Here is a 14,381-nt window from a genome sequence, read left to right as displayed (position 1 = left end):
GTGAAGCGATGCTCGAAAATTAACTTTCGTAATAATTCAACTAAATGAATTACTGCTTGGTCACTCTTCAAGACTTGATATTTTTTCGAACCCGAGGGTTCTGGATATCGTCTTGTGGAGTGCCCACACAGATTGTCTGATAAATTGTTAAAGAGCGTTCGTTACTGAGATAACTCTCGGTAACGCGGGAGGTGCATATTACGCTTTCCCGCTGAAGAGTCAAGCTTTTTTCTTATTAAGAAACGGTGTTTTCACCGGCTTGATTCTTCCTGGCTGGGCGACTGGTTCTCGTTAGAGGAGTCGTTGTTCCCGGTCAGTGGAGGCGCATTATAGGGAGTTCTCAGAAGGCCGCAACCCCTAAATGCAAAAAACTTTTCAAGCGCTCAAATAACCACCAAAAAGGCCATTTTAGGATATTTATTAGTCAGAAAATGGGAGTTTTAAGGCTGTTACCCCGCAAAAAATCGGAAGCCCAATAAAAACAGATAAAGAAAAGGGAGCGGTTTCCCGCTCCCTATTATCGTAATCACTCTATATAGACATTACTGCCTGGCGACGATGTGCTCGTTTTCCACATCCAGCGTAACCAACTTGCCTGGAATCAGTTTGCCAGAAAGGATTTGCTGCGCCAGCGGGTTTTCTATCTCCTGCTGGATAGCACGTTTCAACGGACGCGCCCCATATACAGGGTCGAAACCCGTTTTGCCTAGCAGCTCCAGTGCAGGTTCGGTCATCGTTACTGCATAACCACGCTCTTCCAGACGTTTGTACAGACGCGCCAACTGGATCTTGGCAATCTCGGCAATGTGTTTCTGACCGAGAGGATGGAACACGACCACCTCATCTATACGGTTGATGAATTCCGGACGGAAGTGGTGGCTCACCATTTCCATGACGGATTCCTTCATCTGTGCGTAGTTCATCTGACCAAAGTGCTCCTGAATGAGATCGGACCCCAGGTTAGATGTCATGATCACCACGGTATTACGGAAATCAACAGTACGTCCCTGGCCATCGGTCAGGCGCCCATCATCCAACACCTGCAGCAGGATGTTGAACACATCCGGATGCGCCTTCTCCACTTCATCCAGCAGAATCACGGAATAAGGTCTACGGCGCACCGCCTCAGTCAGGTACCCACCTTCTTCATAACCGACATAACCTGGAGGTGCACCCACCAGCCGCGATACCGAATGTTTTTCCATAAACTCGGACATATCAATACGCACCATCGCGTCGTCACTGTCGAACAGGAACGAAGCTAACGCCTTACATAGCTCGGTTTTACCTACCCCGGTCGGCCCGAGGAACAGGAATGAACCTATTGGCCGGTTTGGATCTGACAGACCAGCGCGGCTACGGCGAATAGCGTTGGATACGGCGCTCACCGCTTCATCCTGGCCAATGACCCGGGTATGTAGTTCATGCTCCAGGCGCAATAGCTTGTCACGCTCACCTTCCAGCATTCTGGCGACCGGAATACCGGTGGCGCGAGCCAGTACCTCAGCGATTTCTGCGTCAGTTACACGGTTACGCAACAGCTTCATGGTTTTGCCTTCAGCCAATGTGGCCGCAGCAAGCTGTTTTTCCAACTCAGGGATCTTACCGTATTGCAATTCTGACATCCGCCCCAGATCGCCGACGCGACGCGCCTGCTCCAGAGAGATTTTGGCCTGCTCAAGATCCGCTTTGATATTCTGCGTACCGGAAAGTGACGCCTTCTCGGCTTTCCATTCTTCTTCCAGCTCTGAATATTCGCGTTCTTTCTGCTCCAATTCACCACTGAGCATTTCCAGCCGTTTCTTACTGGCGTCGTCAGACTCTTTACTCAGCGCCTGCTGCTCCAGTTTAAGCTGTATGATGCGGCGCTCCAGACGATCAAGTGATTCTGGTTTCGAGTCCATCTGCATACGGATGCTGGACGCAGCCTCATCGATCAGGTCAATGGCCTTATCCGGCAATTGGCGATCGGAGATGTATCGATGCGACAGCGTCGCCGCCGCGACTATCGCCGGGTCCGTGATCTGCACATGGTGATGCAGTTCATAACGTTCTTTCAGGCCACGCAAGATGGCGATAGTGTCTTCAACGCTAGGCTCTGCCACATAGACTTTCTGGAAACGACGTTCGAGCGCCGCATCCTTCTCTATATACTGGCGATATTCATCCAGCGTTGTCGCACCGACGCAATGCAGTTCCCCGCGCGCCAGCGCAGGTTTCAACATATTACCTGCATCCATCGCGCCGTCGGCCTTACCTGCACCAACCATAGTGTGCAATTCGTCAATGAAAAGGATAACGCTGCCTTCCTGTTTGGACAGGTCGCTCAGCACGCCTTTCAAACGTTCTTCGAATTCACCGCGGTATTTAGCACCTGCAATTAATGCCCCCATATCGAGGGAAAGTACGCGTTTATGCTTCAGGCCTTCCGGCACTTCACCATTAATGATGCGCTGTGCGAGGCCTTCGACGATGGCGGTTTTACCCACGCCAGGTTCGCCGATCAATACCGGGTTGTTTTTGGTACGGCGTTGCAGTACCTGAATAGTACGACGAATCTCTTCGTCACGACCGATAACCGGGTCAAGTTTGCCCTGCTCAGCACGTTCTGTCAGATCAATCGTGTATTTCTTCAACGCCTGACGTTGGTCTTCAGCACCTTGATCTTCCACGCTGTCACCGCCTCGCATTTGCTCAATGGCCTTACTGATTTTATCGGTTGTCGCGCCAGCCGCTTTCAACAGATCGGTCAATGTTCCGCGATCTTCAAGCACCGCTAACACAAACAGTTCGGATGAAATGAATTTGTCCGCCCGCTTTTGCGCCAGCTTGTCGCACAGGTTCAGGACACGTACCAGCTCATGGGACGGTTGAACGTCACCACCGGTACCTTCAACTTGAGGCAGTCGAGACAAAGCCTGTTCGATTTCGGTGCGCACGCGCCCGGCATCGATACCGGCAGAAGTTAAGAGTGGACGAACCGTGCCCCCTTCCTGATTAAGCAAGGCGCTCATCAGATGTAACGGCTCAATAAACTGGTTGTCGCGCCCAAGTGCGAGAGATTGGGCATCGGCGAGGGCAAGCTGGAATTTGTTGGTAAGACGATCCAGACGCATAACACCTCCAAGTTTGGTCGAAATTGCTACTGGAGATTAAATGAGGTCATCCCTCAAATTTTCAAGGTTATTTCGACTGTATATTTTCGGTACTACATCATGCGTCTTTGGACCGTCCTAATTCAATAGGTTATATCAGCCAGATTAAACTTGCCAGACGTCCGGTTATTCCATCGCGGCGATAGGAGAAAAAATGACTCATTTCGCTCACCGTACAGCGATCACCACCGTAGATGGCGTAGATACCTGCACGCTGTAAGCGCTGACGGGCCAACAGATAGATGTTAGCCAGGAATTTATCGCCGTGTGGGATAAAGGCAGCCGCAGCGGCGCCATCAACATTTATAAACGCGGCACGCACTTCGGGGCCGACTTCAAACTGCTCTGGACCAATCGCCGGGCCGAGCCAGGCGTTAATGTTTGCTGGCTCAGTGGCAAATTCTGCCACCGTGTGTTCCAGCACACCATTACATAACCCGCGCCAACCGGCATGGGCTGCGGCCACTTCATCACCGGCCTGCGAGCAAAACAGCACCGGCAAGCAATCTGCCGTCATCACTGCACACACCTGCCCAGGCACATTACTGTAAACCGCATCCGCACGCAGATCGGTCGGCGTTCGCCCATCTAACCGCACGACACCTGTACCATGTATCTGTTCCAACCAAACCGGCATCCGCGGTAGTTCAGCCCCTTCCACCAGCCGTTGGCGGTTATCCGCGACTGCCCAAGCCTCATCACCAACGTGAGTGCCGAGGTTAAGCGAATCGTAGGGCGGCGCACTCACGCCACCACCACGGGTTGTGCTACAGGCTTTTACGCCAGCAGGCAGCGGCCAATCCGGTAAGATGAGCGAATCCATTACCAGTTCATCTGATCTTTGAATTCTTCGGTATCAGCTTTCAGCGCGTTAATCAGATCGACCATATCCTGTGGCAGCGGCGCATGCCACTCCATTTGGATACCGCTGATCGGATGATATAAACGCAGCATGGTAGCGTGCAGTGCCTGGCGATCGAAACCGCGCAGTGCGGCAATAAATGCCTCTGACGCGCCTTTTGGCGGACGCGGACGGCCACCGTAAAGCTGATCACCCACCAGCGGGTGGTTAATGTGCGACATATGCACACGGATCTGGTGAGTACGGCCGGTTTCCAGGCGCAAACGCAGACGAGTGTGCGCGCGGAAATGCTCCATAATACGGTAATGCGTCACCGCCGGCTTACCCATTGGGTGAACCGCCATATGGGTGCGTTTGGTTGAGTGGCGCGAAATAGGCTCCTCAACGGTACCGCCTGCGGTCATGGTGCCGATAGCAACCGCTTCATATTCACGCGTGATTTCACGCGCCTGCAGCGCTTCGACCAGTCGAGTTTGTGCTGGAACGGTTTTCGCCACCACCATTAGACCTGTGGTGTCTTTGTCCAGACGGTGCACGATGCCGGCACGCGGCACATCGGCAATTTCAGGATAGTAATGCAGCAACGCATTGAGCACAGTACCGTCCGGGTTACCGGCACCGGGGTGCACAACCAGATCGCGTGGTTTGTTAATCACCAAAATATCACTGTCTTCATAGACGATATTGAGGGCGATATCCTGCGGTTCCCAGCGTGCTTCTTCTTCTATCTGTGCATCAATGGCGACCGTCTCTCCCCCCAGCACCTTCTCTTTCGGTTTGTTTATCGTTTTGCCATTGACCTGCACCCGATTGTCCAGGATCCAATCTTTTATGCGAGATCGTGAATAATCAGGGAACAATTCGGCCAAAGCCTGATCTAAACGTTGTCCGAGTTGAGATTCGGCCACCGTTGCGGTGAGTTGTACTTGTTGTGCCATATGCAGCTTCTTCGTTAACGTTGGGTTTTCACGGCGATGCCGTTTAATATAATGTGCTATTGTACCTGGTCTTTGTCGGGAGCTTAACGGACAGTCTCCCGGAATAACACCCTGAGGATAATCAAAACGTCATGACGCGTATGAAATATCTGGTGGCGGCAGCCACGTTGAGCCTGGCGCTGGCAGGTTGCTCCACATCCAAGGATGCGGTTCCCGACAACCCACCTTCGGAAATCTATGCTACTGCCCAGCAAAAACTGCAGGACGGTAACTTTAAGGGCGCGATTACGCAACTCGAAGCGTTAGATAACCGCTATCCTTTCGGGCCGTACTCTCAACAGGTCCAGTTGGATCTGATTTATGCCTACTACAAATCTGCCGATTTACCGCTGGCTCAGGCGTCTATCGATCGTTTCATGCGTCTGAATCCAACGCACCCGAACATTGACTACGTGATGTACATGCGTGGTCTGACCGATATGGCGTTGGATGACAGTGCATTGCAAGGCTTCTTCGGGGTCGATCGTTCAGACCGAGATCCTCAGCATGCACGCGCTGCGTTTCGCGACTTCAGCCAGCTGATTCAACAGTATCCGAACAGCCAGTACGTGACCGATGCAAACAAGCGTTTGGTGTACCTGAAAGACCGCCTGGCCAAGTATGAGCTTTCGGTGGTGGAATACTACACTAAACGCGGTGCCTACGTCGCGGTCGTTAATCGCGCCGAGCAGATGCTGCGTGAATTCCCGGATACCAAAGCGACACGCGATGCGTTGCCGCTGATGGAAAACGCGTATAAGCAATTGCAACTGAACGGCCAGGCCGACAAAGTGAGCAAAGTGATCGCTGCCAACCCGGCATAACCTGATTGGCAACAGCAGAAAAACAAAACGGCAGCCTCGGCTGCCGTTTTCATTTGCCGAATACTTAACCAAATCAGGATAAATACACAAGCAAAAACACGGCGTTAGCACATATGCCTCACCGCTTATCCTTTCAATAATGCGCGTTCCGCTCTCTAGACTCAAGCGTTAGATAGCCAATTCAAAGCTTGAATCACAGATTGAACTAACTTTGCAAAAAGTGACAAAAAAATGTGATTTTCATCACGCATTTAAGCAAAAAGCGGGGTATGCTGGACTCATCCAAGACGGAAAGACAGAGAGGTAAGTTATATGACATTGAACATTACCAGCAAACAAATGGATATCACTCCCGCAATCCGCAGTCACGTCGAAGACCGTCTCACCAAACTGGAAAAATGGCAGGCCCAACTGATTAACCCGCATATCGTCTTATCGAAAGAACCGAAAGGGTTTGTTGCCGACGCCACCATTACCACACCTAACGGCCCGCTGGTTGCCAGCGCCAAACATGATGACATGTACACCGCCGTTAACGATTTGATCGCCAAGTTAGAGCGCCAGTTGAACAAGGTGCAGCATAAAGGCGAAGCACGCCGTGCCGCGACCAGCGTGAAGGACATTATTCCGGAAGTAGAGCCGGAACAGGAATAACCGTTTAGCGGCTGTTTCACATCGAACGCGCCTGAGGGCGCGTTTTTTGTCTGGTTTTTTTATTGACGAGATAAAAGCCTGCGGTTACTTTAAAACCTGTCACACACACTTTGGATATCACATGGCTCGTAAACCGTTTTTCTTCGCATTCTTTTTTACCTTCCCCTGATTGGGAGGCGTTTCGTCGTGTGATAAAGAATGCGAAGACGAACAGCAAAGCCTCCTGAAAACAGGGGGCTTTTTTTATGGCTATTTTACAACGTATAAAAATACAAGGCAGAAGCTGATTATGACTGACAACCCGTTACTCGTGCTGCGCAAACGCATCAGCGCACTGGATCTGAAATTGCTGTCCTTGCTGGCAGAGCGCCGTGAGCTGGCGGTAGAAGTAGGGAAAACCAAACTTCATTCCCATCGGCCAATCCGCGACAAAGAGCGTGAACGCGATCTGCTGGATGCCTTAATTGCCGCCGCCAAGCCCTACGACCTGGACGGATTTTACGTCACTCGCCTGTTCCAACTGATTATTGAAGATTCTGTGTTGACCCAGCAGGCGCTATTACAGAACCAACTCAATCAAGTCAGCCAACATTCTGCCCGTATCGCGTTCCTTGGCCCTAAAGGGTCCTATTCACACTTGGCAGCACGTCAATACGCCGCCCGCCATTTCGATCAATTGATCGAGTGCGGCTGCCATAAATTCCAGGACATTTTCACCCAGGTCGAAACTGGCCAGGCGGATTACGCTATTTTGCCCATCGAGAACACCAGTTCAGGTTCGATTAACGACGTCTACGATTTACTGCAGCACACAAGTTTGTCTATCGTCGGTGAATTGACTAATCCTATTGATCACTGCGTCCTGGTTGCCAATGACACTGATCTTGCCCAGATCGAAACCGTGTATAGCCACCCTCAGCCATTCCAGCAGTGTAGCCAATTCATTAACCGCTACCCGCACTGGAAAATTGAATATTGTGAAAGCACCGCAGCCGCGATGGAAAAAGTGGCCAAATTGAACTCGCCAAAAGCCGCCGCATTAGGCAGCGAAGCTGGCGGTGCTCTCTATGGTCTACAGGTGTTGGAACATAATCTGGCCAATCAACAGCAGAACATTACTCGCTTCATTGTGCTGGCGCGCAAAGCGATTGACGTCTCGGAACAAGTTCCCGCTAAAACGACGCTGATTATGGCCACAGGCCAGCAGTCTGGCGCGTTGGTGGAAGCATTGCTGGTGCTGCGCGATAACGGCATCATCATGACCAAACTGGAATCTCGCCCGATTAACGGTAACCCGTGGGAAGAAATGTTTTATATCGATGTGCAGGCAAACCTGCGTTCTGAAGCGATGCAGAAAGCATTGAGGGACCTGACGCCCATCACGCGCTCGTTGAAGGTGCTGGGTTGCTACCCGAGTGACACCGTAGTACCCGTCAATCCATCCTGATAGAGATAAAAAAGGGTTCGGCATTTGCCGAACCCCGATACATTATTATTGCCGGCTGTCGTTCGCCTGACGTAACAACGAGCGGCTTTCCACCAAGAATCGCTGCGCATAGTCACCAAACCAATGCTCGACCTTCTGGAAGCTCTGAATAAACGCCTGTTTGTCGCCCTGATCCAGCAGCTTTATCGCCTCACCAAACCGTTGGTAGTAGCGTTTGATCAATGCAATGTTCTCTTCCGAGGACATGATGATATCCGCGTACAGCTGCGGATCCTGAGCAAACAGACGCCCGACCATCGCCAACTCTAACCGATAAATCGGCGAAGAAAGTGCCAGCAACTGTTCCAACTGAACGTTTTCTTCTGCCAAGTGCAAGCCATAGGCAAAGGTTGCAAAATGGCGCAGTGCCTGAATAAAGGCCATGTTCTGGTCGTGCTCAACCGCGCTAATACGGTGTAAACGTGCCCCCCAAACCTGCAACTGCTCCAATAACCATTGGTACGCCTGCGGCTCGCGACCGTCGCAATACACCACCACTTGTTTGGCTACACTGCCAACGTCAGGGCCAAACATCGGATGCAGACCCACCACAGGGCCAGTATGCGCAGCCAACATGGCATTCAGCGGACGATTTTTTACGGAGGCCAGATCAACCAGGATGCAATCTGCTGGCAGTGGCGGCAACCGCTCAATGACCTGTTCTGTCACGTGAATAGGTACGCTGACAATCACCATGCCAGCATCCGCCAGCAAAGTGTCAGCCTGCGCCCAATCTTCCTGATCCAACACTTTGACCTGGTAGCCGGACAGCGTCAGCAGACGATTAAACAGCCGCCCCATTTGGCCATTACCGCCAATAATGACAATCGGGCGTAATTGCGGATGCAGCGTTTTAAAACCTTTGTCGTTCTCGCTGACGTAAGACTCGCGCATAACACGACGTAATACGTCCTCAATCAAGTCAGGCGGTACACCAAGGTTTTCCGCCTCTTTACGTCGTGAGGCCAGCATTGCGGCCTCACGCTCAGGAACATATACCGGTAAGCCGTGGTGGCTTTTCACCTCCCCCACTTCCGCCACCAGGTGCAGGCGTTTCGCCAGCAGCTCTAACAGCGCCTTATCCACTTCGTCAATTTGATCGCGCAGCGCGGTCAGTTCAGCCACCATAACTTACTACTCTCCAGTGCGTGCCGTCAGTGCGGCGCCGAGTTCCTGGTGCATATGACGCAGCAGCGTCTCTGTACTTTCCCAATTAATACAGGCGTCAGTTACAGAAACACCGTAGCGCATATCTGCACGCGGTTGCTCAGATGACTGGCTGCCTTCGTGCAGGTGGCTTTCCAGCATGATGCCGGTGATCGAACGGTTACCCGCTTTGATCTGCTCTACCACGGACTCAGCAACTGCCGGTTGACGACGATAGTCTTTATTCGAGTTGCCATGGCTGCAATCTATCATCAAGGACGGATGGAGTCCCGCGTCCCGCATCTGTTTTTCACAGGCTGCAACGTCCTCAGCACTGTAGTTTGGCGTTTTACCACCACGCAAAATCACATGGCCATCCGGATTGCCCTGCGTTTGCAACAGACATACTTGGCCAGCCTGATTGATACCCACAAATCGATGCGGCATTGCCGCGGCGCGCATGGCATTGATTGCCGTACCCAGGCTGCCATCCGTGCCATTTTTGAAGCCGACCGGCATCGACAACCCTGAAGCCATTTCGCGGTGAGTTTGTGATTCCGTCGTGCGCGCACCAATCGCTGACCAGCTAAACAGGTCGCCAAGGTATTGCGGGCTGTTTGGATCTAATGCTTCTGTTGCCAACGGCAAGCCCATACCAACCAGATCAAGCAGCAGGCGACGCGCGATATGCAAACCTGCTTCAACATCAAACGAACCATCCATGTACGGATCGTTAATCAAGCCTTTCCAGCCAACAGTGGTTCGCGGTTTTTCAAAATAGACACGCATAACGATATACAGCTGATCGCTCAATTCAGCCGACAGGGTTTTCAAATGACGGGCGTAATCCAGTGCAGCATCCGGGTCATGGATAGAACAAGGCCCACACACCACCAACAGGCGATGATCGCGCCCCTGCAAGATATCGGCGATGGTTTTGCGCGCGGTAGCGATTTCATTTTCATCGCTGGCGCTAAGCGGGAACTGGTTCTTCAACTCTTCCGGAGTAATCAGAATTTGTTCTGCACTGATATGAACGTTATTGAGCGCGTCTTTTTGCATGATGCTATTCCTGTCGTTTGCCGTTATGCGTAAGCGTTGAGAGTACGTTGAGCGATTCAGGACCTTACCATATCACGTGATGTAAAGTTTTCAATCCGATATCTGTAAATAAAAAATTACCAATAAGATTACGCATACCAAAAGATGATATTAAAAAACAAGAAAATTTATTTAAATAACTGATTTTAAATGGATAAAATCAAGGAAACACTAGAGTCCTCTTTTCAATTCTTCATAGCTACCCAGCCTACACCACCACCGAAAAACGTAAAGATAAATTTACATAAATGATATCAATACACCCCAGGAGCAAGGCTCTACCGAACATAATAGCCAGGTACATCTCACCATTCGGTTGCCTCTAAGCGACAACCTCACGTAATGCCCCGTTAAATGCTAAGGACACTCAGCATGATATGCCACTGGACGGGGTTAATTAAGTAGAAGAAAAGTGAATAAGTGATGATGAGAAATTAAAAACTTAAGCTAATCGTAGCTATTTTGGTCGCCATGACGAACCGATATAATGTGACCGAAATCACCTATAATCACTCTTAACAACTGGATCCAAAATGCTCTCTTTACGCGCTCGTCGCGCTATTCCGCTGTTCATTAGCTGCTTAACGACTTTCACCAGTGTTTCAGCCCTTGCCGACAATACACTTTTTACCGCGATGGACGACCCAGCCACAGCTAAAAAGCCATTTGAAGGTAACGTCCAGGCTGGTTACAACTCTCAGTCAGGCAACTCGCAAAGCTCAACACTGTTGGCTAACACCAGCATGACCTGGTTCAACAGCGATGCTGCCTACAGCCTCTGGGGAGCAGCCAACAACACCACGTCGTCCAATGTGCGTTCGTCAGAAAAGTATCAAGCCGGTGGCCGTACCCGTTATAACCTGAGCGATCGTAACTATCTGTTCGGCCAAGCAAGCTGGCTGAGCGACCGCTTCAACGGCTATGACTCCCGTTCAACACTGACCGGTGGTTATGGCCGCCAGATTCTCAACGGACCGCTCAGCGATCTGCGTGTTGAATTTGGTCCAGGCGTTCGTCACGACGAATACCATGGTGGTGGTCGTTCAACCAAAGCGCTGGCCTACGGTGCTGCTAACTATTCGTACCAGCTAACCGACAACACCAAGTTCTCCGAAGGTGTTTCCGCACTGGCGAACGAAGAAACCACGTTGAACTCCGAAACTGCATTGAGCGTCGCGATTAACGAGAAATTTGCACTGCGCCTGGCCTACACGGTGACTTACAACAGTAAGCCACCTGCGTCTGCACCAAAGAATACCGATACGACCACCTCAATCAGCCTGGTCTACGGTCTGTAATTCCCTCGGCTCTACAATCCAATTGTATCTAAGCCCATCATTGATGGGCTTTTTTTATGCCCAAAGGTTAAGTTTAAACATTTTGCTAAAAACATCGCACACGCTATTGACGACTTTAGCAAATAGCTTAATACTGTATGTATACACAGTAGTTATCAAATAGGCAAGAGCACGATCACTATCAATTATCACAGCTGATGCTACGAGCATCACGCTTAGGGACACTGATGCCACTTTCTGTCCAATGGACAGGACAGTTGTCCAGGCTTTTGATTTTGGCCCATGCCTAATCCGTTCTCACTTAATACATTGCAAGGGGGTTTTATGATGCATTGTCCACTCTGCGGTAGCGTGGCCCATACCCGCTCTAGCCGTTACCTCAGCGAAGCGACTAAAGAACGCTATCACCAATGCCAAAACATTAACTGCAGCTGCACCTTTGCCACGCATGAGTCCGTCGCGCGAGTAATTGTAAAGCCTGGTGATATTATTCCAGCTCAGCCGCACCCGGAAAAAAACAAGCCGCGTGCCGCCGCGCTGTAATGCAAAAAGTCCGCCTGCGACGGTGGACTTTTCTATATCGACATTTCCGCGCATAAAAAAAGGGGTCGGCATAATGCCAACCCCTTCATAGCTATTAACTTTTGGATGCAGCGTTAGCCGACGCGGTTCAGACGCTCTTTGATACGAGCAGACTTACCAGTACGCTCACGCAGATAGTACAGTTTGGCTTTACGAACGGCACCACGACGTTTAACAGCAATGCTGTCAATTACTGGTGAGTGAGTCTGGAATACACGCTCAACACCTTCGCCGTTGGAAATCTTACGAACAGTGAATGCAGAGTGCAGACCGCGGTTACGGATAGCGATAACCACGCCCTCGAATGCCTGCAGACGTTTTTTGCTACCTTCAACGACCCATACCTTCACTTCCACGGAATCACCCGGACGGAATGCAGGTACGTCTTGTTTCATCTGCTCTTGTTCAATTTGCTTAATAATGTTGCTCATAATATGTCTCTTACCCTAGGTAAACTGATATATCGGTCCCGTCGAGCCAATTGCTCAGACGTTCCCTTCATAGTCCTGCTGCTTGGGCTGATGTTCTCGTTGGAACTCAGCCAGCAACACCGCTTGCTCGTCAGTCAGAGCTAGGCTTTCTAGAAGTTCAGGTCTTCTAAGCCAGGTACGGCCCAGCGACTGCTTTAAGCGCCAGCGACGTATCTCAGCATGGTTGCCCGACAGTAAAACCGGCGGAACCTCCATCCCTTCCAACACCTCAGGACGGGTATAGTGCGGGCAGTCCAGCAATCCATCGGCAAAAGAATCTTCTTCTGCTGAAGCCTGATGGCCCAGTACACCCGGGATAAAGCGGGCGACTGAATCGATCAAAGTCATTGCCGGCAGTTCCCCACCGCTGAGTACGTAATCGCCGATTGACCATTCTTCATCAATTTCGGTTTGGATTACGCGCTCATCTACCCCTTCATAACGACCGCACACCAGAATCATCTTCTGGTTGGTCGCCAGTTCGCACACACCGGTTTGATCCAGCTTGCGCCCCTGAGGTGACAGATAAATCACCTTTGCTCCCTCGCCTGCCGCTGCTTTTGCTGCATGAATAGCTTCCCGCAAGGGTTGCACCATCATCAACATTCCCGGGCCGCCGCCATAAGGGCGATCGTCCACGGTACGATGCCGGTCGTAGGTGAAGTCACGAGGACTCCAACACTGCACGCTCAGCAGGCCATTTTTTACTGCCCGGCCAGTCACCCCGTAATCGGTGATTGCGCGGAACATCTCAGGAAACAGGCTTACAATACCAATGAACACAAGCCAATCCCCATACTGTCATTCCACTTGTTTCGACCGTTTAATTCGGAGGTCAAAAACCAGGATCCCAATCTGCTTCAATCACGCGAGCAGTGAGATCGACTTTCTTGATAACCTGCCCATGAAGAAACGGGACCAACCGCTCCTTCATGCCGAACGCATCTTTCAGGTTAGCTTTCACAACCATCACATCATTAGAACCGGTTTCCATCATATCGATGACTTTACCCAGCTCGTAGCCGGTGGTTGTGACTACCTGGCAACCCATAAGGTCTTTCCAATAGTAATCATCACCCACCAACGCAGGAAGTTGTTCCGAATCTACCAGTATCTCGCGATTGGTCAGTAGATTCGCAGCATCCCGATCATCAACGCCTTTGACTTTGATGATCAGATCCTGACTGTGGCGCTTCCAGTCTTCCAACTCGACAAGCTGCCATTGACCCGCCTGCTGGATAAACCAGGGCTGATAGTCAAAAATGCTTTCGGCGTTCTCGGTGGATGAAAATACTCTGAGCCAACCACGGATGCCGTAAGTAGACCCCATTTTACCGAGTACAATCGGCTGCTTAGGTGCTACCGGTTTGAGTTGCTTGCTCATTGCCACCACCGCGACAGATTAAGCTGCTTTCTTAGCGTCTTTGATCAGCGCGTGAACGCGATCAGAAACGGTTGCACCCAGACCGACCCAATGTTCGATGCGGTCCAGGTCCAGACGCAGTGCTTCAGCCTGACCAGATGCGATCGGGTTGAAGAAGCCTACGCGCTCGATGAAACGACCATCACGAGCATTGCGGCTGTCGGTCACTACTACTTGATAGAACGGACGCTTTTTAGCGCCGCCACGTGCCAAACGAATTGTTACCATAACATCCTCTTTAGTTAATAAAACAGCCGGGCCCCATTGAGGGAACGGGGCCCGGTTGCAATATAAAAAGCCCGAAAATTTTACTCATTTTGGCGCAAAAAGCAATCGAAAGCGTAGTTCGTCGTCAACAACTTTTTACGGCCAGTCATATTTCGGGCGGTTTTCACCGCGAACG

15 protein-coding genes and 1 other annotated feature are annotated in these 14,381 nt (G+C 51.0%); of the genes, 6 read left to right on the top strand and 9 right to left on the bottom strand.

From position 1 onward, the window contains the following. Positions 1–542 precede the first annotated feature (542 nt). From clpB to rluD, 3 genes are all read right to left on the bottom strand, one after another. Positions 543–3,116 carry an ATP-dependent chaperone ClpB gene (gene clpB / locus JOE25_RS11580; protein WP_209635253.1) on the bottom strand — a complete coding sequence of 858 codons (2,574 nt, stop codon included), beginning with the start codon at positions 3,114–3,116 and terminating at the stop codon, positions 543–545. 130 nt (positions 3,117–3,246) lie between these two features. After that, positions 3,247–3,978, bottom strand: a complete 732-nt coding sequence (gene yfiH / locus JOE25_RS11575; protein WP_209635251.1) for a purine nucleoside phosphorylase YfiH — start codon at positions 3,976–3,978, stop codon at positions 3,247–3,249. Next, positions 3,978–4,955: a 23S rRNA pseudouridine(1911/1915/1917) synthase RluD gene (gene rluD / locus JOE25_RS11570; protein WP_209635249.1), complete on the bottom strand. Its 978-nt coding sequence runs from the start codon at positions 4,953–4,955 to the stop codon at positions 3,978–3,980. The genes yfiH and rluD overlap by 1 nt, the downstream gene beginning before the upstream one ends. 131 nt (positions 4,956–5,086) lie before the next feature. Between rluD and bamD the strand changes: the two genes are divergently transcribed. The 4 genes from bamD (at position 5,087) to pheA (ending at position 7,919) form a co-directional block, all read left to right on the top strand. Further along, positions 5,087–5,818, top strand: coding sequence for an outer membrane protein assembly factor BamD (bamD, locus tag JOE25_RS11565; RefSeq protein WP_209635248.1), 732 nt, complete (start codon positions 5,087–5,089; stop codon positions 5,816–5,818). Positions 5,819–6,130: 312 nt separating this feature from the next. Beyond that, the gene (gene raiA / locus JOE25_RS11560; protein ID WP_209635246.1) at positions 6,131–6,472 is read left to right on the top strand and encodes a ribosome-associated translation inhibitor RaiA; all 342 of its coding nucleotides are present in this window, start codon (positions 6,131–6,133) and stop codon (positions 6,470–6,472) included. Between the two features lie 120 nt (positions 6,473–6,592). Next, positions 6,593–6,719: a sequence feature (Phe leader region), on the top strand. After that, positions 6,594–6,641, top strand: coding sequence for a hypothetical protein (locus JOE25_RS11555; protein WP_193378397.1), 48 nt, complete (start codon positions 6,594–6,596; stop codon positions 6,639–6,641). It overlaps the preceding feature by 48 nt. Positions 6,720–6,761: 42 nt before the next feature. Then, positions 6,762–7,919 (top strand): bifunctional chorismate mutase/prephenate dehydratase, encoded by a 1,158-nt coding sequence (gene pheA / locus JOE25_RS11550; protein WP_209635244.1) that lies wholly within the window; start codon positions 6,762–6,764, stop codon positions 7,917–7,919. Between the two features lie 45 nt (positions 7,920–7,964). On the opposite strand, the gene tyrA is transcribed toward pheA, so the two are convergent. Together tyrA and JOE25_RS11540 are read right to left on the bottom strand one after the other, a co-directional pair. Then, entirely contained in the window at positions 7,965–9,086 is a 1,122-nt protein-coding gene (gene tyrA / locus JOE25_RS11545; protein WP_209635242.1) for a bifunctional chorismate mutase/prephenate dehydrogenase, read from the bottom strand. Positions 9,087–9,092: 6 nt separating this feature from the next. Beyond that, on the bottom strand, positions 9,093–10,166 hold the full coding sequence (locus JOE25_RS11540; protein ID WP_209635240.1) for a 3-deoxy-7-phosphoheptulonate synthase: 1,074 nt from the start codon (positions 10,164–10,166) through the stop codon (positions 9,093–9,095). A gap of 572 nt (positions 10,167–10,738) precedes the next feature. Here JOE25_RS11540 and JOE25_RS11535 point away from each other — a divergent pair. After that, entirely contained in the window at positions 10,739–11,503 is a 765-nt protein-coding gene (locus JOE25_RS11535; protein ID WP_020825294.1) for a DUF481 domain-containing protein, read from the top strand. 324 nt (positions 11,504–11,827) lie between these two features. Then, positions 11,828–12,046, top strand: a complete 219-nt coding sequence (locus JOE25_RS11530; RefSeq protein WP_112348060.1) for an ogr/Delta-like zinc finger family protein — start codon at positions 11,828–11,830, stop codon at positions 12,044–12,046. A 113-nt stretch (positions 12,047–12,159) separates the two neighbouring features. Here the strand turns inward: JOE25_RS11530 and rplS are convergent, their stop codons facing one another. Genes rplS through rpsP form a run of 4 tightly spaced genes read right to left on the bottom strand, consistent with a single transcriptional unit; the run spans position 12,160 to position 14,206 of the window. After that, entirely contained in the window at positions 12,160–12,516 is a 357-nt protein-coding gene (rplS, locus tag JOE25_RS11525) for a 50S ribosomal protein L19 (RefSeq protein ID WP_012005300.1), read from the bottom strand. A gap of 54 nt (positions 12,517–12,570) precedes the next feature. Next, positions 12,571–13,338, bottom strand: coding sequence for a tRNA (guanosine(37)-N1)-methyltransferase TrmD (trmD, locus tag JOE25_RS11520; protein WP_209635238.1), 768 nt, complete (start codon positions 13,336–13,338; stop codon positions 12,571–12,573). Positions 13,339–13,390: 52 nt separating this feature from the next. After that, complete coding sequence (gene rimM, locus JOE25_RS11515) at positions 13,391–13,939, bottom strand: ribosome maturation factor RimM (RefSeq protein WP_209635235.1); 549 nt, start codon at positions 13,937–13,939, stop codon at positions 13,391–13,393. 18 nt (positions 13,940–13,957) lie between these two features. After that, entirely contained in the window at positions 13,958–14,206 is a 249-nt protein-coding gene (rpsP, locus tag JOE25_RS11510) for a 30S ribosomal protein S16 (protein ID WP_004932501.1), read from the bottom strand. Positions 14,207–14,381: the final 175 nt, after the last annotated feature.

Source organism: Serratia sp. PL17, assembly GCF_017832355.1.
Taxonomy (GTDB): Bacteria; Pseudomonadota; Gammaproteobacteria; order Enterobacterales; family Enterobacteriaceae; genus Serratia.
The sequence above is the reverse complement of the archived record's forward strand: the minus strand, read 5'-3'. Positions and strand labels throughout refer to the sequence as shown.